Source organism: Nocardioides sp. YJ-D4 (genome assembly GCF_054031495.1).
In genome coordinates this window covers 4,877,477-4,899,710 of record NZ_CM132932.1, presented here as the reverse complement: position 1 = coordinate 4,899,710, position 22,234 = coordinate 4,877,477, and the positions used below count along the sequence as shown (strand labels likewise).

The 22,234-nt window shown below is 69.3% G+C and carries 25 protein-coding genes; 14 read left to right on the top strand and 11 right to left on the bottom strand.

Annotated elements, in window-relative coordinates; genetic code table 11:
- Positions 1–39: 39 nt before the first annotated feature.
- A complete protein-coding gene (locus ACW14X_RS23495; RefSeq protein ID WP_160028446.1) occupies positions 40–864 on the bottom strand; it encodes a class II glutamine amidotransferase in 825 nt (274 codons plus the stop codon).
- A gap of 35 nt (positions 865–899) precedes the next feature.
- Here ACW14X_RS23495 and ACW14X_RS23490 point away from each other — a divergent pair, with 35 nt between their 5' ends.
- The 5 genes from ACW14X_RS23490 to ACW14X_RS23470 are packed head-to-tail and all read left to right on the top strand — an operon-like array spanning position 900 to position 4,924.
- Complete coding sequence (locus tag ACW14X_RS23490; RefSeq protein WP_457163497.1) at positions 900–2,039, top strand: carboxylate-amine ligase; 1,140 nt, start codon at positions 900–902, stop codon at positions 2,037–2,039.
- 30 nt (positions 2,040–2,069) lie between these two features.
- Positions 2,070–2,738, top strand: coding sequence for a methyltransferase domain-containing protein (locus ACW14X_RS23485; RefSeq protein ID WP_457163496.1), 669 nt, complete (start codon positions 2,070–2,072; stop codon positions 2,736–2,738).
- On the top strand, positions 2,739–3,674 hold the full coding sequence (locus tag ACW14X_RS23480) for an iron-containing redox enzyme family protein (protein ID WP_457163495.1): 936 nt from the start codon (positions 2,739–2,741) through the stop codon (positions 3,672–3,674).
- Complete coding sequence (locus tag ACW14X_RS23475) at positions 3,671–3,892, top strand: CDGSH iron-sulfur domain-containing protein (RefSeq protein WP_160028438.1); 222 nt, start codon at positions 3,671–3,673, stop codon at positions 3,890–3,892. Before ACW14X_RS23480 ends, ACW14X_RS23475 begins: the two co-directional genes overlap by 4 nt.
- A 12-nt stretch (positions 3,893–3,904) precedes the next feature.
- The gene (locus ACW14X_RS23470) at positions 3,905–4,924 is read left to right on the top strand and encodes a DNA topoisomerase IB (RefSeq protein ID WP_457163494.1); all 1,020 of its coding nucleotides are present in this window, start codon (positions 3,905–3,907) and stop codon (positions 4,922–4,924) included.
- A gap of 24 nt (positions 4,925–4,948) precedes the next feature.
- Here the strand turns inward: ACW14X_RS23470 and ACW14X_RS23465 are convergent, their stop codons facing one another.
- From ACW14X_RS23465 to ACW14X_RS23455, 3 genes are all read right to left on the bottom strand, one after another.
- Positions 4,949–5,623 carry a DUF6766 family protein gene (locus tag ACW14X_RS23465; protein ID WP_457163493.1) on the bottom strand — a complete coding sequence of 225 codons (675 nt, stop codon included), beginning with the start codon at positions 5,621–5,623 and terminating at the stop codon, positions 4,949–4,951.
- A gap of 94 nt (positions 5,624–5,717) precedes the next feature.
- Complete coding sequence (locus ACW14X_RS23460) at positions 5,718–6,113, bottom strand: hypothetical protein (RefSeq protein WP_350840321.1); 396 nt, start codon at positions 6,111–6,113, stop codon at positions 5,718–5,720.
- A 10-nt stretch (positions 6,114–6,123) separates the two neighbouring features.
- Positions 6,124–6,678, bottom strand: a complete 555-nt coding sequence (locus ACW14X_RS23455; protein WP_160028430.1) for a Dps family protein — start codon at positions 6,676–6,678, stop codon at positions 6,124–6,126.
- Positions 6,679–6,743: 65 nt separating this feature from the next.
- On the opposite strand from ACW14X_RS23455, the gene ACW14X_RS23450 reads away from it, so the two are divergent.
- The 3 genes from ACW14X_RS23450 to ACW14X_RS23440 all read left to right on the top strand — a co-directional run bounded on the left by ACW14X_RS23450 (position 6,744) and on the right by ACW14X_RS23440 (position 9,207).
- Positions 6,744–7,205: a DUF3817 domain-containing protein gene (locus ACW14X_RS23450; RefSeq protein WP_457163492.1), complete on the top strand. Its 462-nt coding sequence runs from the start codon at positions 6,744–6,746 to the stop codon at positions 7,203–7,205.
- Positions 7,206–7,450: 245 nt separating this feature from the next.
- On the top strand, positions 7,451–8,485 hold the full coding sequence (locus tag ACW14X_RS23445; RefSeq protein ID WP_457163491.1) for an ice-binding family protein: 1,035 nt from the start codon (positions 7,451–7,453) through the stop codon (positions 8,483–8,485).
- A 275-nt stretch (positions 8,486–8,760) separates the two neighbouring features.
- A complete protein-coding gene (locus tag ACW14X_RS23440; RefSeq protein WP_457166081.1) occupies positions 8,761–9,207 on the top strand; it encodes a class F sortase in 447 nt (148 codons plus the stop codon).
- 19 nt (positions 9,208–9,226) lie between these two features.
- On the opposite strand, the gene ACW14X_RS23435 is transcribed toward ACW14X_RS23440, so the two are convergent.
- On the bottom strand, positions 9,227–9,658 hold the full coding sequence (locus ACW14X_RS23435) for a winged helix-turn-helix transcriptional regulator (protein WP_457163490.1): 432 nt from the start codon (positions 9,656–9,658) through the stop codon (positions 9,227–9,229).
- Between the two features lie 104 nt (positions 9,659–9,762).
- Here ACW14X_RS23435 and ACW14X_RS23430 point away from each other — a divergent pair, with 104 nt between their 5' ends.
- The 4 genes from ACW14X_RS23430 (at position 9,763) to ACW14X_RS23415 (ending at position 13,032) form a co-directional block, all read left to right on the top strand.
- Entirely contained in the window at positions 9,763–10,458 is a 696-nt protein-coding gene (locus ACW14X_RS23430; RefSeq protein WP_457163489.1) for an SDR family oxidoreductase, read from the top strand.
- Between the two features lie 20 nt (positions 10,459–10,478).
- A complete protein-coding gene (locus ACW14X_RS23425) occupies positions 10,479–11,273 on the top strand; it encodes a thioesterase family protein (RefSeq protein WP_457163488.1) in 795 nt (264 codons plus the stop codon).
- Positions 11,274–11,337: 64 nt separating this feature from the next.
- A complete protein-coding gene (locus ACW14X_RS23420; RefSeq protein ID WP_457163487.1) occupies positions 11,338–12,504 on the top strand; it encodes an acetyl-CoA C-acyltransferase in 1,167 nt (388 codons plus the stop codon).
- A gap of 6 nt (positions 12,505–12,510) precedes the next feature.
- Entirely contained in the window at positions 12,511–13,032 is a 522-nt protein-coding gene (locus ACW14X_RS23415) for a PaaI family thioesterase (protein WP_457163486.1), read from the top strand.
- A 17-nt stretch (positions 13,033–13,049) separates the two neighbouring features.
- On the opposite strand, the gene ACW14X_RS23410 is transcribed toward ACW14X_RS23415, so the two are convergent.
- Together ACW14X_RS23410 and ACW14X_RS23405 are read right to left on the bottom strand one after the other, a co-directional pair.
- Positions 13,050–13,604: a hemerythrin domain-containing protein gene (locus ACW14X_RS23410; RefSeq protein ID WP_160028416.1), complete on the bottom strand. Its 555-nt coding sequence runs from the start codon at positions 13,602–13,604 to the stop codon at positions 13,050–13,052.
- Positions 13,605–13,673: 69 nt separating this feature from the next.
- Positions 13,674–14,072 carry a DUF5709 domain-containing protein gene (locus ACW14X_RS23405; RefSeq protein ID WP_350712823.1) on the bottom strand — a complete coding sequence of 133 codons (399 nt, stop codon included), beginning with the start codon at positions 14,070–14,072 and terminating at the stop codon, positions 13,674–13,676.
- A 124-nt stretch (positions 14,073–14,196) separates the two neighbouring features.
- Here ACW14X_RS23405 and ACW14X_RS23400 point away from each other — a divergent pair, with 124 nt between their 5' ends.
- A complete protein-coding gene (locus ACW14X_RS23400; protein ID WP_457163485.1) occupies positions 14,197–15,477 on the top strand; it encodes a cation:proton antiporter in 1,281 nt (426 codons plus the stop codon).
- Between the two features lie 16 nt (positions 15,478–15,493).
- Here the strand turns inward: ACW14X_RS23400 and ACW14X_RS23395 are convergent, their stop codons facing one another.
- Positions 15,494–15,739, bottom strand: coding sequence for a hypothetical protein (locus tag ACW14X_RS23395; protein WP_350712825.1), 246 nt, complete (start codon positions 15,737–15,739; stop codon positions 15,494–15,496).
- A 178-nt stretch (positions 15,740–15,917) separates the two neighbouring features.
- Here ACW14X_RS23395 and ACW14X_RS23390 point away from each other — a divergent pair, with 178 nt between their 5' ends.
- Entirely contained in the window at positions 15,918–17,417 is a 1,500-nt protein-coding gene (locus tag ACW14X_RS23390) for an MFS transporter (protein ID WP_457163484.1), read from the top strand.
- On the opposite strand, the gene ACW14X_RS23385 is transcribed toward ACW14X_RS23390, so the two are convergent.
- The 3 genes from ACW14X_RS23385 to ACW14X_RS23375 all read right to left on the bottom strand — a co-directional run bounded on the left by ACW14X_RS23385 (position 17,409) and on the right by ACW14X_RS23375 (position 22,180).
- Entirely contained in the window at positions 17,409–19,721 is a 2,313-nt protein-coding gene (locus ACW14X_RS23385) for an FdhF/YdeP family oxidoreductase (protein WP_457163483.1), read from the bottom strand. The two genes, ACW14X_RS23390 and ACW14X_RS23385, sit on opposite strands and share 9 nt — an antisense overlap.
- 25 nt (positions 19,722–19,746) lie before the next feature.
- Entirely contained in the window at positions 19,747–21,519 is a 1,773-nt protein-coding gene (locus tag ACW14X_RS23380; RefSeq protein ID WP_160028404.1) for a BCCT family transporter, read from the bottom strand.
- Positions 21,520–21,649: 130 nt separating this feature from the next.
- Positions 21,650–22,180: a RidA family protein gene (locus ACW14X_RS23375; protein WP_457163482.1), complete on the bottom strand. Its 531-nt coding sequence runs from the start codon at positions 22,178–22,180 to the stop codon at positions 21,650–21,652.
- Positions 22,181–22,234: the final 54 nt, after the last annotated feature.

Sequence of the window (22,234 nt, the reverse complement as noted above, 5' to 3'; positions counted from 1 at the left end):
CCCGAACGCACCCCACAGCAGGTCGGCGGTAGCCCGTCATCAGTCGCGGGCCCGCAACGCGTCGGCGCCGAGCTGAGCGATCGGGTCCAGCCGGGTGACCTCCCGGGTGGCCAGGTCGACCATCACCGCGGTGTCCGCGGGCACCGGAGTCCAGCCCGGCTGATCCAGACCGCTGGAGACGATCTCGAGGCCGTAGCCGGTCCGGCGGTAGTCCATCGCGAAGTACTCCGTCGTGTGTCGCGGCGGGATGTCGCCCTCGTCGTCGAAGAGCTCGCGCAGCGCGCGCAGGGGCGAGTCGGCACGCGAGTTGATGTGGATCGCGAACATGTGGGTCCGGGTGAGCATCAGCGCGTTCAGGCTGCATCGCGGGAACTTCTGGACCAGCGTGGCCAGCGCTTGGGTGACGCCCTCCGCCTCGTCCCCGTACTTCTCGACGTTCTGGTGCACGAAGTGGAAGTAGCGCTCGCTGTCGGTGTCACCGCGCAGCCGCCCACGCGACTCCGGGGTCAGCAGCGCCTCGAGGTCGGCGATCGGCGAGATGTGGCCGTTGTGCGCGAACGCGGCGCCGTCATTCAGGAACGGGTGGGTGTTCTCCGGACGTACGTCGAGACCACCCGTCGCCCAGCGAAGATGCACGAACCCGGCATGGGAGAGCGGGGCCTCGACGAGTCGGCGATAGGTGTCGTCGATGTCCGCCGAACTCGGCGAGCTCGTCGTGCAGGTGCCCTCGGGCGTGTGCCAGGACATCCCCCAGCCGTCGGAGTGCACGGACGTGAGCGAGGTGAACGCGGCCAGCCCCTCCTCCCCGAGAAGGTCGGCTACGGCACACGGGGACTCGGTCACATATCCGAACAGGCGACACATCGTCGAGTTGCTCCTTCCAGAGGCAGGTGTGAGCAGTGAAGAGCCACTATTCGAGCAGTACCCATCACCAGGTCAGGACAGTCGGCGTCGAGGAGGAGCTGCTCCTCGTCGACGCCGAGACCGGCGCGCCGCGATCGGTGGCCAGCGAGGTGCTGCGGGTGGCACGCCGGCACGGCGACACCGAGGTCGCAGCCGGCGAGGCCGGCGGCTCGGTGGGGCCGGAGCTGCAGGAGCAGCAGGTCGAGACCGACACGCCGGCAGAGGAGTACCTCGGGATCCTCGAGCAGGACCTGAGGAGGTGGCGCGACAAAGCGCGTGCGGCCGCGAGCGAGGCGGGCGCGCTGATCCTGGCCAGCGGCACGACCCCGCTGCCGGTGTGGCCCCAGACCTTCGACGACGAGCGCTACGCGGCGATGGCGGAGCGGTTCGGGCTGACCGCCAGCGAGCAGCTCACCTGCGGCTGCCATGTGCATGTCTCGGTCGAGTCCGACGACGAGGCCGTGGGAGCGCTCGACCGGATCCGCGCCTGGCTGCCGGTGCTGCTCGCGGTGAGCGCCAACTCACCCTTCTGGCAGGGCGGCGACTCGGGATACGCGAGCTACCGGTCTCAGGTGATGACCCGGTGGCCGACGAATGGTCCGACCGAGATCTTCGGCAGCGGCCAGGCGTACGTCGACCACCTGCGCCTGCTCGTCGACACAGGCGTGCCGCTCGACGAGGGGATGGCGTACTTCGACGCCCGCCCGTCCCGCAACTATCCGACGCTCGAGATCCGGGTCGCCGACGTCTGCCTCGACCCCCGCGACGCCGTGCTCGTCGCCGCGCTGGCGCGAGCGCTGGTCGAGACCGGAGCCCGGGAGTGGGCCGAGGGCCGGCCGCCCGACCCGGTGCCGGTGGCCGTGCTCCGGCTCGCCATGTGGCAGGCGGGACGGCACGGGATCACCGGCGATCTGATCGACCCGCGTTGTCACCGACCGAGGCCGGCTCGTGAGGTGGTGGAGCTCCTGCTCGAGCACATCGGCCCGGCGTTGCGTGACACCGGAGACCTCGCGCGCGCTGAGAAGGGCATCGGCCGGATCTTCACCGGCGGCACGGGTTCCACGACTCAGCGCCGGATCCACGACGAGGAGGGTCGTCTGGACCGAGCAGTGGTCCGGCTGGCCGAGCTCAGCTGAGTTTCCCATCCCTGAACTGGAGGCACCTGCATGATCCGCTTCGGTCATCTCGACATCGACTTCGACGACCGCGTGCTCACGCCGCGAACCTGGACCGTCCGTCAGTCCGAGTGGGCGGCCAAGCTGGCCGCGGAGCTGCCGGACGGGCCGATCCTGGAGCTGTGCTCGGGCGCCGGCCAGATCGGCCTGCTCGCCGCCGTCCTGACCGGCCGCCGCCTGGTGTGCGTCGACGCCGACCCGGTCGCCTGTGCGTTCGCCCGGGCCAACGCCGAGCGCGCCGGGCTGGCGGACGTGGTCGAGGTACGCGAGGGCAGCATGGAGGAGACCCAGGACCCGGACGAGCGCTACTGGCTGGTGATCGCGGACCCGCCGTGGGTGCCCACGGCCCAGGTCGGGCGATATCCCGAGGACCCGCGGACGGCCATCGACGGCGGCGCCGACGGGATGCTGATCGCCGAGAGGTGCCTGACCACGACCGCCCGGCACCTCTCCCCCGGCGGCGCGGCCGTCCTCCAGCTCGGTACGCCAGGGCAGGCCGATCGCCTGCTGGAGATGGTCGAGGGCAGCGACCTGAGGATCGAGGAGGTCCGGGACTCGCCTGGCGAGGGGGTGCTCGTGCACCTCGCCCGGGCACCGTGGCCGAGCATGTCGGAACCGACCGCCGGGTACCGGCCGGTCGTGAGGGAAAGGTGGGCGTAGATGCTGCCGAAGTCGCGTGGCACCCTGAGTGCCGCTGTGTTCACCGCGCTGCAGAGCGGCGCCACCGCTGATCTGGAGCCGACCCCGGAGTCGGCCGAGGACGCCCAGATCGCTCTGTGGGCGCTCTACGAGCTCCACTACCGGGGCTTCGACGAGGTCGATCCCGACCTCGAGTGGGACCCGGACCTGCTGCGCCTGCGCCGCGGTCTGGAGAGGTCGTTCGAGGCCGAGCTGCGGCGGCGCTGGGAGCACAGCGGTTTCCAGGAGGATCGCGAGCTGGACCTGCCCGGACTGGTCGCCGGCCACGACGGACCGTCGCTGGCACGGTTCGTGCAGCGCCGGGCCAACCGGGAGCAGGTGCTCGAGATCCTCAAGCACCGCTCGCTCTACCACCTCAAGGAGGCCGACCCGACCAGCTGGGTCGTCCCCCGGCTCGAGACCCGGCCCAAGGCCGCGATGATGGAGATCCTCTTCGACGAGTACGGCGACGGTGACCCGAACCGGCTGCATCACCACCTGTTCCGCCTCGGCATCGAAGCGGCCGGGCTGCGAACCGACCACGCGTGCTACGTCGACGAGGCGCCGGCCGAGATCCTCGAGTCGAACAACGCGCTGTCGCTGTTCGGGCTCCACCGCAGGCTCCGCGGAGCCGCGCTCGGCCATTTCGCCGCGTTCGAGTCGACCAGCTCGGTGCCGTCGCGGCAGCTCGCCCAGGGGCTGCGTCGGCTGGACTTCCCCGAGGAGATGGCCGCCTACTACGACGAGCACGTCGAGGCCGACTCCGTACACGAGCAGCTGGCCGTACGCGACGTGTGCGGCGCGTTCGTGGAGGAGAACCCGAGCGAGCGCGACCAGGTGCTGTTCGGCGCGTTCACCTGCCTCGACCTGGAGGCTCGCTATGCCCGGACGATGCTCACCCAGTGGGGTGCCTCATGACGGACTTCGAGCACGCCTCGATCGTGCTGTGCCCGGCCGGGCCGATGCTGCTGCGCGGGAAGCACGAGATCCAGGATCCCGACGGGAAGATCCACCGCACGGTTCGCCCGGTCAGCGCGGTGTGCATGTGCGGCGGGTCCGCGATCAAACCCTGGTGCGACGGTACGCATCGGCTGCTGGCCGCGCGAGGGCGCGACAGCGACGACACCCGTGGGTGAGAGGAGCCCCTGGTGGTTCGACTTCGTCGGGTCTCGGCGGAGGAGCCGGGGTGGACCCGCCGTCGCGCGGGTCGCGGCTTCGTGTACCTCGACGACTCCGGTGACCGGTTGCCGGACGACGCCATCGAGCGGATCCGCGCCCTGGCCATCCCACCTGCCTGGGAGGACGTCTGGATCTGCCCCCGTGAGAACGGGCATCTCCAGGCCGTCGGGACCGATGCGGCCGGCCGCCGCCAGTATCTCTACCACCCCGACTGGCGGACGAAGCGCGACCAGGAGAAGTTCGAGCGGGTGCTGGAGCTCGGAGCGGTCCTGCCCCGCGTACGCGAGCGGACGGAGCGGGATCTCACCACCACCGGGATGAGCGCCGCCCGGGCATCTGCACTCGCGGTGCGCCTGCTGGACCTGGGGTGCTTCCGGATCGGCAGCGACGCGTACGCCGACGAGAACGGTGGCTTCGGCCTGACGACGCTGGAGCGTCGCCACGTACGCAAGCGGGGCGAGGCGTACGTCTTCGACTTCACCGGGAAGTCCGGCGTCCACCACTCCATCAGCATCGACGACCCGCTCTCGGTGGAGGCGATCGCGCAGCTGCGTCGCCGCCGCGCCGGGTTCGAGGAGCTTCTCGCCTACCGGCAGGACCGGCGGTGGCAACGGCTGACGCCGGCCATGGTCAACGACTACATGCGCGAGCTGAGCGGCCTCGAGGTGTCGGCGAAGGACTTCCGGACCTGGCACGCGACCGTGCTCGCGGCGCTCGCCCTGGCCGAGGACCCGCACGCTGCGGGGCGCTCGACCCCGACCATCAGATCCCGCCGTAAGCAGCAGGTCGCGGCGATCAAGGAGGTCGCGGAGTACCTCGGGAACACTCCGGCTATCGCCCGGAGCTCCTATGTCGACCCGCGGGTGCTCGAGCTGCACGAGCAGGGCCGCACGATCCGCGTACGCGACGGCGTGAGCAAGGACCCGCAGGCGCGCCAGGCCGCGGCCGAGCGCGCGGTCCTGCGCCTGCTGGCGCAGGACGACGGCTGAGGGAGCCGGACGTACGGCCCCCGCTCAGCCCTCGATCCCGGTGGCCTCGTGGGAGGCACCCACCGGTTTGCTCTCCGGTGATCCACGTTGCCTGAGGTAGATCGAGAGGACCGCCATGGAGCCGACCGCCAGGAACTCCGACTGCCAGTTCTGCAGGGTGCGCGCCCAGAAGTCGGAGTGCGTCAGGTAGGACGCCCACGAGATCGGGTCGCGCAGCTGACGCAGCCTGGTCTCGTTGTACGCAGCCCAGCCCGCCACCGACTGGACCAGCCAGGAGAGCAGGAAGATGGTCCCCATCGTGATGCCGAGGGACCGCGAGTAGAGCGCGGTCCGCCAGCCGCCGGCCCGGGCCAGCTTGGGCGAGTCAGGACGGGCGTACGCACCGACCTTCTGCGCCTCGTCGGACTCCTGGCCGGCGTCCTTGAGCGGCTTGGACTCCGGTGAGCCTCGCTGCACCAGCCAGACCGTGAGCATGACGTAGAGCAGGAACTGGAGGTACTCGCTCTGCCAGTTCTCCGTCACGTCCACGGCGAAGCTCGCCGAGGTGAGATACCGGCCCAGCGAGAGCTGGTGGAGGCCGTCGGCGAACAGCTCGTCGTTGAGCTGGTGCCACCCGGCGACGGCCTGGCCGGCGAGACTGGCCAGGAAGAGCGCCCCGAAGCCGAGGCTGAGCGAGTTCTCCTTGAGGAACCGGCGCATCCGTGCTCCTCACCCGTGCCTCAGCGCGAGGACGAACGTGTAGACCAGTCCGATCCCGATGACCGCCAGGTAGGCGACGTACATGACGCGCATCTCAGCCTCCGTGCAGGGCGCAGTCGTAGGGCTTGGGAGGCTGGGGCGTACAGCCGGCCGCGAACATCCGCCAGCCGTCGGCGAATCGGGTCAGGAACACGGTCTCGCCCTGATAGCGCACCTCGGCCATCGTCCCGAAGACGTCCACTCCGTCGAGGGCGCCCGGAGCGGGGAGCTCCTCCTCGGCCAGCGCGCCCTCGCACGGCTTCTTGGCGGCGGACTCCAGCTCCGATCGCGTCTCCGGAGCCAGCAGCGCGCACGCTTCGCCCCAGTTCTGGGCAGCGACCGCGTCCTGGAAGGCCGCGGCGCTGTCACGCACCGCCTCGTCCTGTCCCGAGCCGCATCCGGTGAGGATCATCGGAAGGAGCAGCGCCAACGCCGTCAACCACCACCGCATGCGGGATTCCTCAGTCGTGGGCGGCTCGTGCCGCTCCCGCCTCCGTGGCCTCGCCGCTGGTCTGCAGCTGACCGCCCTGGTCCTCCAGGTGGGCGCGTACGAACCAGTGGAAGAGCTCGAGCTGCTCGACCTGGCCGATCAGGATGTCCTGGGTGACCAGGTCGATGTCGTCGAGGGTCTTGATCGCCTCACGGTAGGAGGAGATCACGCCCTGATAGGTGACGTCGAGCGCGGCGAGGTGCTCCTGGGTGGTGGCCCGGCCGATGCTGTAGTCGTTCCACTCCCGCTCCTCGACCAGCGCGCCCGGGGTGCCTCGCGGGGCACCGCCCAGGGTCGCGATGCGCTCGGCGAGCGCATCGGCCATCGCGCGTACCGCGTCGACCTGCGGGTCGATCATCTGGTGGACCGCGATGAAGTGGGGGCCCACGACGTTCCAGTGCACGTGCTTGAGGGTGAGCTGGAGGTCGTTGGCGGCGTGGAGGCGCGACTGGAGAAGGCCGATGGTCGTCCGCGCAGCATCCTCGTCGAGGCCCGGGATCGTGTAGTGCAGCTTGTCGGTCGTCATGCCGCGATCGGTACCCATAGCCGCCCGATTCATACCAGTACACGGGTGCGAATAAACTTGGCCGCGTGCCCGCACTTCTCAGCTCACCGTCTCGCGTCTTCCGGATCGTCGCCACTGCCGAGGCGGTGACCTGGACCGGGCTGCTGTGCGGCATGTTCCTGAAGTACGTCACCGAGACGACCGAGCTGGGAGTCAGCATCTTCGGGATGCTGCACGGGGTCGTCTTCATCAGCTACTGCGTGACCACCGTCGCGATCGCGGTCGACCAGCGCTGGTCGTTCGGTCGGCTCCTCGCCGGGCTCGCATCCTCGATCCCGCCGCTCCTCACCCTCTGGTTCGAGCGCTACGCCGAGCGCCGAGGCCTGCTCGCCCCGACGTGGCGGCTGATCGACGAGTCCCCCGCCCGCCCGCTGGAGCGTCCGCTCGCGTGGCTCCTCCGTAACCCGGTGCGCGGCGTGGCCGCCGGTCTCGCGAGCGTCGCCGCGCTGACCGTGGTCGCGCTCGTCGCCGGGCCGCCGGTCGGCTGAACACGCCGCACCGCGCGGCCAACAACGCCGGCGGCTCCAACGGCGCCAGCGTGACGCTCACAATGGGTGTCAGGCGAATGTATGCGAATGCAGGCGAATATAGGCGTACAGTCGCAACTAGTCTGCGTTGACGCCGCTCGGTGGGAACGCGCGCGGCGGAGTCTGGTCACGGATTTCCACCGACACCTGTTGGATCATCGAGAGCCGGCCAGAGCGCCCTGTTCCAATGATCATTGGAAATCTCGATGAAGTTCTCGGTACGCCCTCTCATTCCCTTCCTCCCCTCACACCGCCGATTCCGTGGCCCCGCGCTGGCCGCGCTGGTGGCCCTCATGCTGATCGTCCCGTTCGCGGGCACTGCCCAGGCTGCCGCGACGGAGATCCCGCTCGGTACTGCCGCGGACTTCTCTGTCCTGGCCGGGTCTACCGTCACCAACACCGGCACCACCACGGTCGCAGGCAGCGTCGGGGTCCACCCGGGCACGGCGATCACAGGACAGGACACCATGGTCATCGGCGGCACGGTCCACTCCGGCGATGCGGTTGCCCTGCAGGCGCAGACCGACCTCACGACCGCGTACGGCAACGCCGCCGGTCAGACCCCGCCGATTGCGGCCGACCCAGAGCTCGGCGGCGAGACACTGGTCGGCGGCGTGTACAACCGGGCGGCCGCCATGGCGCTGAACGGCGTGCTGACCCTGGACGGGCAGAACGACCCCGACTCGGTCTGGGTGTTCCAGGCGGGCACCACGCTGATCACGGGCTCGGCGGCCTCAGTCGTCCTGATCAACGGCGCCGACCCTTGCAACGTCTACTGGCAGGTCGGTAGCTCAGCCACGATCGGCACGACCACCGCGTTCGTCGGCAACGTCATGGCCGACCAGAGCATTGCGATGCAGACCGGCGCGACGCTTCAGGGTCGAGCCCTTGCCCGCATCGGCGCGGTCACCCTGGACAACAACGTGATCACCCATCCCATCTGCCGCGCAGGCGGCGGTGGCGGCGGTGGTGGCGGCGGTGGCGGCGACAACGGCGGTGACGGTGGCGGCAGCGGTGGCAACGGCGGCGGTGGCAACGGCGGCGGTGGCAACGGCGGCGGCGGTGGCAACGGCGACGGCAACGGCGACGGCGACGGCAACGGCGACGGCAACGGCGACGGCAACGGCAACGGCGACACCCCGCAGATCACCACGCCCCCGAGCGGTTCGGTCGACACGGGTGACGCCGGTCCTGCGGCGTGTGCCGGAGGCGTGCCGGCTCCGCTGCTTCTCGGCCTGTGACTCTCGATCGCGGGCTGCCTCAGCCTGGCTGCAACGAGGCGGTGCCTACACGCGTGACGAGTGGTCACCGACGCCACCGCCCGCCCAGGAGAAGTCTCTGGGCGGCCGCGGTGACGGTGGTTGCCACGGCCGCGGTCCTCGTGGGGATCACCCTTGGGACGAGCGCGTGCGATCAGGATGCGCCAGGCGCCGGCGTCGGTTCCCAGCCGTCGCCGACGTCCACGTCGGCGGCCGGCGACCATCGGGCGAGCCGTCCGGAAGTCACTGTCCAACCGATGGGGCGGTCGGCACCGACCCGGTTGCGGATCCCGGCCATCGGCGTGGATTCAAGCTTGATGGAGCTGGGCCTCCAGAGCGACGGGAGCCTCGAGGTGCCGCCGGACGCCGTTCCCGCGGGATGGTTCACCGGGTCCCCGACGCCAGGCGAGCTTGGCCCGGCGATCATCGCCGGCCACGTGCGCTGGAATGGCACACCCGGGGTCTTTCAACACCTGACCGACCTCGAGGTGGACGACGTGGTGAACATCGCACGCCAGGACGGCAGCACCGCCGTGTTCCGGGTGACCAGGATCGAGCACTTCGCCAAGAGCGCCTTCCCCACCGACGCCGTCTACGGCAACATCCCACGCGCCGGCCTGCGGCTGATCACGTGCGGCGGGCTGGACCCGGACACGAACAGCTACGAGGAGAACGTCGTAGTCTTCGCCGTCCTGGTGAGCTGACCCGGACGGTCCCTGGAACTCAGGTCGCGGCGTCTACGATCTCGACCTCGTCGCGGCGTACGACCTCCCCGCAGGCCTTGCAGGCCAGCACGGGGTGAAACTCCGACCCACAGGAGTGCTCGAACCTGGCCGGCGGGCCGTCGTCCCCGGCGAGGTGACGGTCGCCGAACTCGCGCATCGTGGCGATGATCGGCGCGAGCGACCGTCCGAGGTCGGTCAGGTGGTATTCGAACCTCGGCGGACGCTGCTCGTACTGCGCCCGCGTCACCAGTCCGTGCGCCTCGAGCCTGCGTAGACGGTCGGTGAGGATGTCGCGCGGGCCGCCCGTGAACCGGGCGATCTCCTCGAACCGGTGGCTTCCGAGAAACAGCTCGCGAACGACGAGCAGGGTCCATTTGGAGCCGACGAGCTCGAGCGTCCGCGCCACCGAGCACTCACGTACCTGCGTCATCATGGTTCGATCCTAATCGAGTTGGAAAACCAAACCAACCCGAGTACGTTGGAAAAACCAACTCGTCATGGAGCGGCGTTCACGCCCTCGAACAGGAGAACCACATGCCCACTCTCGCGAACGCGGTCGTCCTGGTGACCGGAGCGAACGGCGGACTCGGCACCCACTTCGTCAGCCAGGCGCTGGAGCGCGGCGCCGCCAAGGTGTACGCCGCGGCCCGCACGCCCCGCGAGTGGAACGACCCGCGCATCGTGCCGCTGAGGCTCGACGTGACCGACCACGCCTCGGTCACTGAGGCGGCAGCGGCGGCCGGAGACGTCACGGTCGTCATCAACAACGCCGGCAGCTCCAACGGCGCCAGCGTGACTGGTGACCTGAGCGCCGCTCGCGACCTCTTCGAGACGAACTTCTGGGGAGCGCTCGACGTCACGACCACCTTCCTGCCGTCGCTGCGCGCGAGCAAGGGCGTCGTGCTCAACGTGCTGTCGGTCCTGAGCTGGTACGGCGTCGGCGACGCCTACAGCGCCACCAAGGCCGCGCTGTGGTCGGCGACCAACACCCAGCGCCTCGCGCTGGCGGGCGACGGCATCCACGTCGCCTCGCTGCACCTGGGCTACACCGACACCCCGATGACGGTCCGCATCACCGACCCGAAGAACGATCCGGCCGACGTGGTCCGCAGTGCCTACGACGGCCTCGAGGCCGATGCGTACGAGATCCTCGCCGACCAGGTGAGCGCCGACGTCAAGGCCGGTCTCGCCCAGCCGATCGAGGCGCTCTACCCGCAGCTGGCCCGCTGACCGACTCCCAGGAGACGCTGATGACCCTCGAGTTCGACGCCTTCTACCTGCCGACCGACGAGGACGGAACGTTCGAGTCGACCCCGGCGACGGCAAGCCCCTGGGACCACTCGTTGCAGCACGGCGGCCCTCCCGCTGCCCTGCTGGCCCGGGCGATCGAGTCCGTACGCTCCGACCCGGCCCTGTCCATCGCCCGCTTCACGGCCGACATGCTCGGCGGCATTCCGCAGGGAACCATGCGCGTCGAGGCGCAGGTGGTCCGGCCGGGTCGTCGGGTCGAGCTGATCGAGGCCTCGCTGTGGGCCGGCGACCGGCTCGCCGTCAAGGCGAGCGCCTGGCTGATCCGGGCCATGCCGGGGTCGACCCGCGAGCACTGGCGCCCGGAGGAGAAGGTCCCCGACATCCCGCCGGCCTCCTCCGAGCGCTTCTTCGACGGAGTCAGCCCGGACTGGGGCTACGGCCGCGCCATCGACTGGCGGTTCATCAGCGGAGGCTACGAACCAGGCCCGGCGACGGTGTGGGCGCGCCTGCGCGTCCCGCTGGTCGCCGGCGAGCAGGCCTCGCCAGTGCAGCGCCTGCTCACCCTGGCCGACTCCACCAACGGCCTGTCCGGCTCGCTGCCGATGAGCGAGTGGTACTTCATCCCGCCGACCGTGACCGTCACCATCGAACGACCGCCCACGAGCGAGTGGATGCTGCTCGACGCCCGCAGCACCATCGGTCCCGACGGCATCGGCCAGGCACACGGCGACATGGCCGACGAGCACGGCACCTTCGCCACGGTCGCGCAACCGCTGATGGTCGCGCCTCGCTGACCATCGTCCACGCACCACCCCAGGACTCCCTCAACCGACCACTCGAACACGAAAGAAGACCACCATGCCGAACGCTGTGATCGTCGACGCCGTCCGTACGCCCGTCGCCAAGGGCAAGCCCGGCGGCGCCTACTCCGAGATCCATGCCGTCGATCTCCATGCGCACACGCTCGCCGCGCTCGTCGAACGCACCGGCATCGACCCGGCCGTCGTCGACGACGTGATCAGCGGCGCGGTCGGACAGGTCGGCGAGCAGTCGGGCAACACCGCCCGCTGGGCCCTGCTCGGCGCCGGGTTCCCGGAGTCGGTCCCCGGCGTCACGGTCGACCGGCAGTGCGGCAGCTCGCAGCAGGCGCTCCACTTCGCCGCACAGGGCGTGATCGCCGGGGCGTACGACGTGGCCATCGCCTCCGGCGTGGAGTCGATGAGCCGCGTCCCGATGGGGTCGCAGTTCCTGGGCAAGGACTTCTACGGCAGCAAGGTGAACGCCCGCTACGACGGCGGCCTCGTCCTCCAAGGCATCTCGGCCGAGCTGATCGCCAACAAGTGGGACCTCTCCCGCACCGAGCTCGACGAGTTCGCGGCGGAGTCGCACCAGCGGGCCGCGACGGCATGGAAGAACGGGCACTTCGACTCGCAGGTCACCTACGTGAACGACCTGCGCGTCGACGAGACCATCCGGCCGTCCTCCACGGCCGAGTCGCTCGCAGGCCTTCGCCTGGCCTTCAAGGACGAGAGCTCCGTGGCCAGGTTCCCCGACATCGACTGGCGCGTCACGGCCGGTAACAGCTCCCCCATCAACGACGGCTCGGCCGCACTTCTGGTCGCATCCGAAGAGGCCGCCGCACGCCTTGGCCTGACCCCGAGAGCGCGGGTCCACTCCTTCGCGGTCGCCGGCGACGACCCGATCTTCATGCTCACCGGCATCATCCCCGCGACCCAGAAGGTGCTCGCCCGCGCCGGGCTCTCCATCGACGACATCGACACCTTCGAGGTCAACGAGGCCTTCGCCTCCGTCGTACTCGCCTGGCAGAAGGAGACCGGTGCCGACCTCGCCAAGGTCAACATCAACGGTGGCGCCATCGCCATCGGGCACCCGCTGGGCGGCTCCGGCGCCCGGCTGATGACCACGCTGCTGAACAACCTCGAGCAGACCGGCGGCCGCTACGGCCTGCAGGTCATGTGCGAGGCCGGCGGCCTGGCGAACGCCACGATCATCGAGCGGATCTGAGCCGCCATGACCCAGGACACGACCTCCGAGCAGTCCCGAGCGGTGCGCGAACGCACCTACTCGTGGGCCGACCCGCAGCTCTTCGCCACCGCCGCCCGGGAGCTCGACGGGCTCGACTTCTTCAAGCAGCTGGGAGACAGCGAGCTCCCGCCACCACCGATCAACGCGACCCTCGGCATGGCTCTGGTCGAGGTCAGCGACGGCCGGGCCGTCTTCGAGCTCACCCCCGAGGAGTGGCACTACAACCCGATCGGCACCGTGCACGGCGGCATCCTGGCGACCCTCGCGGACTCGGCCCTCGGGTGTGCGGTCCACACCAAGCTGAAGGCCGGCACCGGTTACACGTCCCTCGACCTGACCATCAAGTTCACCCGCGCGGCCACACTGGACAGCGGCACGCTCACCTGCGTGGGACGCGTCGTGACCATCGGACGCCGCGCCGCGACCGCCGAAGCCGAGATCACCGACAGGACGGGCCGCGTCATCGGTCACGCGGTCGCGACCTGCCTCATCATGGCGGGAAGCTGACGGCCTCGGCGGTTGCGTCAGCTGTCGGCATGCTGATCGAGCGTGCGCCGCAGGTCCTCCTTGCCCTTGTCCCCGACGGGGATGTCGGCGTTGGCGGCCTGGCGGCGGAGCTCATCGCGGGTGATGTCCTGGGGCATGTCACCGAGGTGCTCCTGGCGGCTCTTCAGGAACGCCTTGCCCAGCTCGGCACGGCGGGCGTCATCGAGACGGTCGCGAATGCCGGGCAGGACGGTGCTCTCCTCCTCCTCGACGTGGTGGGAGACCGCCTCGACCACCTCCGCCAGCTTGTCGCCGTACTCCGCTGAAAAGGGGTCGCACTCGCTGAGCTCGGCGAGGAGGCGGTCCGCCAGCAGGTGCTCCTCCTGACTGTGCGCGACGTCCTCGGCCTCCCCCGCCTCGTCCCGGGCGACCGGGTAGACCTCAGCCTCCTCGGCACGGCTGTGTGCGGCCAGGAGCGTCACCAAGATCGGGGTCAGCCCGGCTCGTACCTCCGGATCTCGCTGAAGCTTCTCGAACAGGCTCTCCACCTCACGGTGGTCCTGCATGATCAGGTCGGTCACGTCTTCGGACACGGCAGCTCTCCTCTGCACTGAAAAGGGATCCGGCCGCTCACCGGTACCCCCGAACGCGCAGAATCAGCCTCAGTCAGGCGGCTCGTCGACGATGTGCACGGCCGCTTCCTCGGCGGAGGCGCCGGCACCGTCGATGCCCTCGTCGTGTCCGATGAGCTTCCCCTCGTCGTCCTCCCGCACGCCCTCGTCGGGGCTGGTGAGCCGACCGGAACGGGCCTCGCCCACCTCGCCGGTCACCGGACCGTCCAAGATGTCGGCGTCAGCCTCCGCCTCGGCCTCCTCCCAGACCTCCGGCTCCTCCTGAGCGCGCCGTTCGTCGATGGTCTCGCCCTCGATCTCCTCCCGCGGCGTCACACCCTTGGCGGTGACACCCCGCGGCCGCTCGGGCGGCGAATAGCCCTCGTCCAGGACATCGTCGACACCGCGGTCGTCGAGGGTGTCCTCCGGCTGAAGCTGCTCTTCACTCATGACTCGACCGGTAACCCCCGACGCGACCTCGCATGCTCCGCGAGTCGGTTGGTTCGTACGTAACCTGGTTCGGGGAGGCTGGCCGTGCTGGACCTGCAATGCGACGAATCGGGGCGACGTAGCTATGACTGCCGACCTTGCCTACGTGGTGATCGGCGCCAGCCTGCTGCTGGCCATCGTGCTTCCCGACCTCCTCAACCGGTGGGCGATCTCGGCTCCGATGGTGCTGGTCGGAGTCGGGATGCTGATCGGGCTCACGCCGCTCCCCGATGGTCTGCCGCTGGACCCGCAGGCCAACCGGGCCGCGATCGAGCACGCCACCGAGCTGGTCATCATCGTGGCGCTGATGGGCGTCGGCCTGGCGCTCGACCGGCCGCTCGAGCTCCGCGATCCGAGGACCTGGCGCCGGTGGTCGTCCACCTGGCGGCTGCTGGCGATCGGGATGCCGATCACCATCGCCGCCATCGCGGTTCTCGGGTGGGCCGCCGGGCTGGCACCAGCCGTGGCGATACTCCTGGGCGCGGCGCTGGCGCCCACCGACCCGGTGCTCGCCTCCGACGTCCAGGTGGCCGGCCCGCAGACCGGTGACCACGAGGTCGACGAGCGCGACGAGCTGCGGTTCACCCTCACCTCGGAGGCGGGCCTGAACGACGGCCTCGCCTTCCCGTTCGTGTACGTCGCGATCCTGCTCGCCACCCAAGGAGCCGTCTCGAACTGGGCCCTGGAATGGGTCGGCTTCTACCTGGTGGCCAAGATCGTGATCGGCGTCCTCGCCGGGCTGGTGGTGGGGAAGGTCCTCGCCTACGTCGCGTTCCGGTCCAGCAGCCGGTCCCTGCGCGTGGCCGAACGCGGCGAGTCGCTGCTCGCCCTCGCGGCCCTGATCGCGTCGTACGGCGTCGGCGAGGTTCTCGGTGGCTACGGCTTCCTCTCCGTCTTCGTCTGCGCCATGGCCTTCCGTTCGGCCGAGCGCTCGCACGACTATCACGCGGCCATGCACGAGGTGGCCGAGCGGCTCGAGCGCCTGCTGACCCTCTTCGTACTCCTCGTTCTCGGGATCGCGCTCACGCGAGGCCTGCTCGAGGCTCTCGACTGGCGCGGGATCGCCATCGGGCTGTCGCTGATCCTGGTCGTCCGTCCGGCCGCGGGGATCCTGGCCCTGGCACCGTGGCCGGGCCGAGGAGAGCGTACGTCGCCTCTCACCCGGCACCAGCGGTGGGCCACGGCGTTCTTCGGTGTCCGCGGGGTCGGGTCCGTCTACTACCTCGCCTACGCCGCCGGGCAGGACGAGGCGCTGGCTCAGGACTGGCTGTGGTCGACGGTCGCTTTCACCGTCGTCGCCTCGGTGCTGATCCACGGAGTCCTCGCCACCCCGGTGATGGCGCGCGTCGATCCCGCCCGGGGATGACCACGAGGGGCGTACGTCAGGCGGGACCGCCTTCGCCGCTGTCGGCGGCGAGGAGGTCGACGTCGACCTCCTCCTGACGCGAGATCCGGTCGGTGACGAGCTCCTGCTGCTCCTCGGTGAGGGTCACCCCGGCCTCGTGCAGCGCCTTGGCCAGCTCTTCCCGGATGGTTCCCTCGGGTGCGGTCTCCTGCCATGCGTTGACCCGTTCGACCACACCTTGGAGTGCCTGTACGCGTGCTTCGTCCTGGTTCATCTCAGTCATCTGCACGCGGTACCCGCCCTGGGCGAGGACATGCCGCAGACGGGTCAGGCCTGCGAGCGGGCTCGCCTCGGGATCATCCCTACCGGAGGAGGACACGACCCGCCGCGGCGGCCACCGTGGTTCCTGTGGTCGACGCATGGCTGTCCCGCAGTCGTTCTGACAAAGGTGAGGGGTACCGATGAGCAGCACCGAGGTGGCAAGCCGAGCAGGTGGTGTCCTCCTCGTCACCTGCCTGTCGACCCTGGTGGTCAACGCCAACACGTCGGCGGTGAGCATCCTGCTCCCCGCCATCAGCGCCGATACCGACATGGATGTCACCACGCTGCAGTGGGCCGTCACGGGCTACTCGCTGGTGGGTGCCGCGACCATCGTGACCTCCGGCTCGTTGGGCGACGTGTTCGGCAGGAAGCGCATCTTCCAGCTCGGTCTGCTGCTGTTCATCGCTTCGTGCGTGCTGATCGCCCTCTCCGACTCTGGTGCAGCCGTCATTGCCGGGCGGTGCATCCAGGGTGCATCCGGCGCGACGATCCTGGCCTGTGGCCTCAGCCTGCTCACGGTCGGCACACCTGAAGAGGGCAAGCTGCGGGCGGTCTCGCTCTGGGGCGCGGCGGCAGGCGTGGGTGCTGCGGCCGGGCCGCTGCTCGGTGGTGTCCTGGTCGACCTGACGAGCTGGCAAGGTCTGTTCTGGCTCGACGCCGGCGTCGCGGCGGTGTGCATGGCGATGACCGCACGCATGGTGACCGAGTCCCGCGACGAGGACCGGCCACGCTCGATCGACGTCGGTGGCAGCGTGCTGGTCGCCGCGACCCTCACCCCGATCATCCTGGCGCTGAGCGAAGGCAGCGACTGGGGGTGGACGTCGTTGGCCACGCTCGGGTGCCTGGCCGTGTCCGTGGTGTCGGGATTCGCCTTCGTCGCGGTGGAGAAGCGGGTCGCCGTCCCCATGCTCGACCTGGCTCTGCTTCGCAACAGGGTGCTGGTCGCGTCCACGATCGCCATCCTCATCGGCGCCGGCACCATCAACGCGCTGATGTACCTGGTGAGCCTCTACTTCCAGGACCCGAGCACGCTCGGGCTCAGCTCGCTGCAGGCCGGCCTGGCGACACTTCCTGCCACCGCCGGCCTCGTCGCGGTTGCTCCCTTGGTGCCACGGGTCGCGGCGCGGTTCGGCGGTCGCCCGGTGGTCGGAGCCGGGTTCGCGATCACGGCGGTCGGCTTCGGGTGGATCGGATTCGTCGAGGGCTCCTGGGGGTACGGCGCGTTCGTGCTCCCGCTCATCGCGGCGGCGGTCGGGATGGGCCTGTCCAACGGGCCCGCGACGTCAGCGTCGACCGCGTGCGTCTCGGCGGCCCAGGTCGGTGCGGCCTCGGGTGTCTCCAACATGGCCCGCTACGTCGGCGCGGCCGTGGCCACGGCGCTGGCTGCGACGATCTACGGCAACGTCATCGCCAGCCGGACGGCTGAGGGCCAGTCCAGCGTCGATGCCCTGTCATCCGGCCTCGCCGCCGCGTCCTGGGTGATGGCGGTGTTGAGTCTCGCCGGCGTTGTGATGGCCGTGGTCATGGGGCGTCACCGGGTCGCCCAGGGCACCATCGCCGACTCGGGCGCTGCGGCCGCTGCACACATGCACACCCTGCCGACCTCGGCCACACCCACATCAGCGGGTTCGTCACGATGACGCTGCCGGCCGAACGACCTCCAGACGCACCACGACGCCCTTCGAGGTCGGGGTGTTGCTGCCCTCGGCAACGCTGTCGAGCGGCACGAGCACGTTGGTCTCCGGATAGTACGCAGCCGCCGAACCCCGGCTCGCCGGATAGCCGACCAGGGTGAACCCTGGGGCGCGCCGCTCGACGCCGTCCTCCCAGACCCCGACGATGTCGACACGGTCGCCGTCGGCCAGACCCAGCTCGGCGATGTCGGCCGGGTTGACCATCACGATGCGGCGGGCGTTGTGGATGCCGCGATAACGGTCGTCCATGGCGTACGGGATGGTGTTCCACTGATCGTGCGAGCGCAGCGTCTGCAGGATCAGATGACCCGGTGGGGCCTCCAACCACGTCAGGTCGTTGCGCGTGAAGACGGCCTTGCCGCTCGGCGTGCGATAGACACCGGAGTTGACCGGGTTCGGCAGAACGAAACCGGTCGGATTCTTGATCCGCTGGTTGAAGTCCTCGAACCCCGGCACCACTCGTGCGATCCGATCGCGGATCCGGCCGTAGTCCGCCTCGAAGTCCGCCCAGCGGATGCCGTACCGGCCACCGATCGTGGCCTGGGCCAGGCGCGAGATGATCGCGACCTCGCTGAGGAGATGCTCCGAGGCGGGCTGGAGCTTGCCGCGGGTGGCGTGCACGGAGCTCATCGAGTCCTCGACGGTGACGAACTGCTCACCGCTGGACTGGACGTCGATGTCGCTGCGGCCCAGCGTGGGCAGGATCAGCGCGGTCTCCCCGACCACCGTGTGCGAGCGGTTCAGCTTGGTGGAGACCTGGACCGTCAAGCGGCAGTTCCTCAACGCGGCCTCGGCGACGTCGCTGTCCGAGATCGCTCGGACGAAGTTCCCGGCGACGCCCACGAAGACCTTCGCCTTCCCGTCGCGCATCGCCCGGACACCGTCCACCGAGTCGTACCCGTGCTTGCGCGGTGGGTCGAACCTGAACTCGGCGCCCAGCGCGTCGAGGAAGGAGTCGGGCATCTTCTCCCAGATGCCCATCGTCCGGTCGCCCTGCACGTTGGAGTGACCGCGGACCGGGCAGACCCCGGCCCCGGGCTTGCCGATGTTGCCCCGCAGCATGAGGAAGTTGACCACCTCGCGGATCGTCGGCACGCCGTGCTTGTGCTGGGTCAGTCCCATCGCCCAGCAGACGATGACCGAGCGGCTGGCCAGCACCTGCTCGTGGACCTCCTCGATCTCCTCGCGGGTCAAGCCGGTGGCCTCGAGCGCAGCCTCCCAGGTGATCGTGCGGGCGTGCTCGGCGAAGGCGTAGAACCCGGTCGTGTACTCCGCGATGTACTCCCAGTCCAGCACTCCGCCACCCTCGGCCCGGTCCGTCTCGAGCAGACGACGGTTGAGCATCTGGAACAGCGCGAGGTCGCCACCCGGGCGGATCTGTAGGAACTGATCCGCGATCTGGGTGCCCCGGCCCACCACTCCGCGAGCCTTCTGCGGGTTCTTGAACCGCATCAGTCCCGCCTCGGGCAGCGTGTTGACCGCGATCACCCTGCCGCCCCGCTGCTTGGTCTCCTCCAGCGCGGACAGCATCCGCGGATGGTTCGTGCCCGGGTTCTGGCCGACCACGAACACCAGGTCCGCGTTGTAGATGTCGTCGAGCTGGACGCTGCCCTTGCCGATCCCCAGCGTCTCGTTGAGCGCCGAGCCGCTCGACTCGTGACACATGTTCGAGCAGTCGGGCAGGTTGTTGGTGCCGAACGCGCGGGCGAAGAGCTGGAGCAGGAACGCGGCCTCGTTGTTGAGCCGGCCCGAGACGTAGAACATCGCCTCGTCGGGATAGTCCAGGCCGTTGAGCTCCTGAGCGATGGTGTGGAACGCGTCCTCCCAGGTGATCGGCTCATAGTGCGTCGCACCTGGCCGCTTGATCATCGGCTCGGTCAGCCGGCCCTGCTGGTTGAGCCAGTAGTCGGACTTCCCGTCCAGCTCCGAGACCGGGTGACGCGCGAAGAACTCGCGCGTCACCCGGCGCGACGTCGCCTCGTCGGCGATGTGCTTGGCACCGTTCTCGCAGTACTCGTTCCGGTGCCGGTGACCCGGCTCGGGCCAGGCACACCCCGGGCAGTCCATCCCGTCGGCCTGGTTGAGGTTCAACAAGGTCAACGCTGTACGCCGCACCGATGTCTGCGTCAGCGAATACTCGATCGCCTTCCGCACCGCCGGCACACCGGCGGCCCAGGTCTTCGGCTCGGTGACGCTGAGTGCGTCCACCGGTTCTTCCACGGCGTACGAGCCGTTAGCGTCTTGCTTCACCTCAACCGTCCCTTCGCGACTCGAGCTAGCTGGCCGACAGCTCGGTGTCCTCGTCATCGGCCGATTCGTCGGCGGGCGCATCGGGATCACGGGAGACCTTGATGACGAAGTCGTCACCGTGCTCCGAGACCCCGTAGACGACGGCCTGCTCGACGGCCCTGGAGGCGTACTGGGCACGCACGACCAGCGGGTCCTCCCGAAGATCCTTCACCAGGGACACGCACAACGCGATCATGACCAGCACGAACGGGACCGCCGCGACGATCGTGATCGTCTGCAGCCCGCTCAGCGCGTCGGAGCCGCCGACCAGGAGCATCACCGCAGCAACGGCACCCGTGGCGACACCCCAGAAGATCACCGTCGGCCTGCCAGGCTCGATGGAGCCGCGCTCGGAGAGCGTGGCCATCACGATCGATGCCGCGTCCGCGCCCGAGACGAAGAAGAGCGCGACCAGGATCATGACCACCACGCTCGCCACGGTGGCCAGCGGGAACGACTCGAGGGTCGTGAACAGCTGGGTCTCCACACCACCCGCGCCGCCGATGTCCACGCCCTTCTGCTGCAGGTCGATGGCCGCGCCGCCGAAGACGGCGAACCAGACCAGGCTCACCAGCGACGGGACCAGGAGCACACCGGTCACGAACTGGCGAATGGTGCGGCCGCGCGAGATCCGGGCGATGAACATGCCGACGAACGGCGTCCACGAGAGCCACCAGGCCCAGTAGAAGACGGTCCAGCCCGAGAGCCAGGCGGCGGTCTCGGATCCCTCGGCCGAGGTACGCGCCGACATCATCGCGACCTCCTGGAAGTAGCTTCCGACGGTGGTCGGGATCAGGCTGAGGATGAACACGGTCGGACCGACCAGGAAGACGAACAGGGCGAGCCCGACGGCGAGCACCATGTTGATGTTCGAGAGCCACTGGATCCCCTTGGCGACACCCGAGACCGCCGAGAAGACGAACGCGACCGTGAGTACGGCGATGATGGCGACCAGGATGCCGTTGCCCGTCGTACCGAGCCCGCCGACGATCTCGAGGCCGCTGCGGATCTGAAGGGCGCCCAGGCCGAGCGACGCGGCCGACCCGAAGAGCGTCGCGAAGATCGCGAGCATGTCGATGACCTTCCCGCCTGCGCCGTGCGCGTGACGCCCGAGGAGCGGCTCGAAGACCGAGCTGATGAGCAGGCCCCGGCCCTTCCGGAAGACGCTGTACGCGATCGCGAGCCCGACCAGGGCGTAGATCGCCCACGGGTGGATCCCCCAGTGGAAGAGGGTCGTGGCCATGGCCGTCTGGATCTTCTCGGACTCACCATCGCCGACAGAGCCCGGCGGAGGTGTGATGTAGTGGCTGATCGGCTCGCTGACGCCGTAGAAGATCAGGCCGATCCCCATTCCGGCGCTGAACATCATCGTGATCCACGAGACCGTACGGAACTCCGGCTCCTCGCCGTCGCGGCCGAGCGGGATGTTCCCGAACTTGCCGAACGCGAGCCACAGCACGAAGCCGACGAAGGTCGATGCCGCGGTGACGAAGAGCCAGCCCAGGTTGGCCATCACCCAGGACAACGACTTCCCCGAGACCGACGCCAGCGACTCCGTGCTGACGAATCCCCAGACCAGGAAGGCGATCGCGATGACCGCGGTCACCCCGAAGACGACGCGATCAAGACCGCCGGCATCCTTGGCGAGTTCCTCAGGAGGACAGTCGAGGGCCGGATGGGTCGGGCTTCCGTTCTGGCCGACCGATTTGTGGCGCGGCGATACCGGGGAAAGGTCGCCGCTACGTGCAGATGATCTCATGACGCACTCCGATCAAGAGCTCTTGGGATGAGCAGCATCTGTCGGTGCCCTGAAGGCTCCGGGTGGCGGCACGACAGTGGGGCGCTACGCGGCCAGACGCTGATATACTAGTTACCTTATATGTGATGCATCACACAAGGCAAGGGTCGATCTCGACGACGAGCTCGACCTCCACCGGCGCATCCAGAGGGAGAGCCGAGACCCCGATGACGGAGCGTGCGTGTCGCCCCGAATCGCCGAAGACTCGGCCGAGAAGCTCCGAGGCGCCATTGGCAACCAGGGCCTGGTCCGCGAAGAGGGTGCCGGACGCGACGTACACGACGACCTTGACGATCCGTTTCACCTGTCCGAGATCACCGATCTCCGACTTGATCGCGGCGAGCGCGTTGAGCACGCACCATTGCGCACAGGTCTGACCGTCGGCGACACCGAGAGCGTCTCCGACCCGGCCGGTGGCGAGAAGCTCGCCCTCCCGGATGGGCAGCTGCCCCGAGGTGAAGACGAGCGTTCCCGCGCGCACCGCCGGAACAGGAGCCACGGCGGGCGCGGCCTCACGAACGGACAGGCCGAGCCCGGCCAGCACCACGTCCTGTGCCGACGCGGCCGCACTCGGCCCCCGAGGGCTCAGCAGCCGCAGCACCCGGCCCGAACGATCCGTCATAGGCTGACCCTATCACTGATATACTAGTTGTCGTTAGTGTGAGTTTTAGAGAGC

What these genes read in the sequence shown, in the direction of transcription:
- ACW14X_RS23430 (WP_457163489.1), top strand. Translation starts at nt 9,763, where the DNA reads ATGCCCACTCTCGCGAACGCGGTCGTCCTGGTGACCGGAGCGAACGGC.
- ACW14X_RS23390 (WP_457163484.1), top strand. Translation starts at nt 15,918, where the DNA reads ATGAGCAGCACCGAGGTGGCAAGCCGAGCAGGTGGTGTCCTCCTCGTC.
- ACW14X_RS23495 (WP_160028446.1), bottom strand. Translation starts at nt 864, where the DNA reads ATGTGTCGCCTGTTCGGATATGTGACCGAGTCCCCGTGTGCCGTAGCC.
- ACW14X_RS23435 (WP_457163490.1), bottom strand. Translation starts at nt 9,658, where the DNA reads ATGACGCAGGTACGTGAGTGCTCGGTGGCGCGGACGCTCGAGCTCGTC.
- ACW14X_RS23445 (WP_457163491.1), top strand. Translation starts at nt 7,451, where the DNA reads ATGAAGTTCTCGGTACGCCCTCTCATTCCCTTCCTCCCCTCACACCGC.
- ACW14X_RS23475 (WP_160028438.1), top strand. Translation starts at nt 3,671, where the DNA reads ATGACGGACTTCGAGCACGCCTCGATCGTGCTGTGCCCGGCCGGGCCG.
- ACW14X_RS23465 (WP_457163493.1), bottom strand. Translation starts at nt 5,623, where the DNA reads ATGCGCCGGTTCCTCAAGGAGAACTCGCTCAGCCTCGGCTTCGGGGCG.
- ACW14X_RS23460 (WP_350840321.1), bottom strand. Translation starts at nt 6,113, where the DNA reads ATGCGGTGGTGGTTGACGGCGTTGGCGCTGCTCCTTCCGATGATCCTC.
- ACW14X_RS23400 (WP_457163485.1), top strand. Translation starts at nt 14,197, where the DNA reads ATGACTGCCGACCTTGCCTACGTGGTGATCGGCGCCAGCCTGCTGCTG.
- ACW14X_RS23375 (WP_457163482.1), bottom strand. Translation starts at nt 22,180, where the DNA reads ATGACGGATCGTTCGGGCCGGGTGCTGCGGCTGCTGAGCCCTCGGGGG.
- ACW14X_RS23380 (WP_160028404.1), bottom strand. Translation starts at nt 21,519, where the DNA reads ATGAGATCATCTGCACGTAGCGGCGACCTTTCCCCGGTATCGCCGCGC.
- ACW14X_RS23480 (WP_457163495.1), top strand. Translation starts at nt 2,739, where the DNA reads ATGCTGCCGAAGTCGCGTGGCACCCTGAGTGCCGCTGTGTTCACCGCG.
- ACW14X_RS23485 (WP_457163496.1), top strand. Translation starts at nt 2,070, where the DNA reads ATGATCCGCTTCGGTCATCTCGACATCGACTTCGACGACCGCGTGCTC.
- ACW14X_RS23415 (WP_457163486.1), top strand. Translation starts at nt 12,511, where the DNA reads ATGACCCAGGACACGACCTCCGAGCAGTCCCGAGCGGTGCGCGAACGC.
- ACW14X_RS23425 (WP_457163488.1), top strand. Translation starts at nt 10,479, where the DNA reads ATGACCCTCGAGTTCGACGCCTTCTACCTGCCGACCGACGAGGACGGA.
- ACW14X_RS23395 (WP_350712825.1), bottom strand. Translation starts at nt 15,739, where the DNA reads ATGACTGAGATGAACCAGGACGAAGCACGCGTACAGGCACTCCAAGGT.
- ACW14X_RS23455 (WP_160028430.1), bottom strand. Translation starts at nt 6,678, where the DNA reads ATGACGACCGACAAGCTGCACTACACGATCCCGGGCCTCGACGAGGAT.
- ACW14X_RS23420 (WP_457163487.1), top strand. Translation starts at nt 11,338, where the DNA reads ATGCCGAACGCTGTGATCGTCGACGCCGTCCGTACGCCCGTCGCCAAG.
- ACW14X_RS23405 (WP_350712823.1), bottom strand. Translation starts at nt 14,072, where the DNA reads ATGAGTGAAGAGCAGCTTCAGCCGGAGGACACCCTCGACGACCGCGGT.
- ACW14X_RS23440 (WP_457166081.1), top strand. Translation starts at nt 8,761, where the DNA reads ATGGGGCGGTCGGCACCGACCCGGTTGCGGATCCCGGCCATCGGCGTG.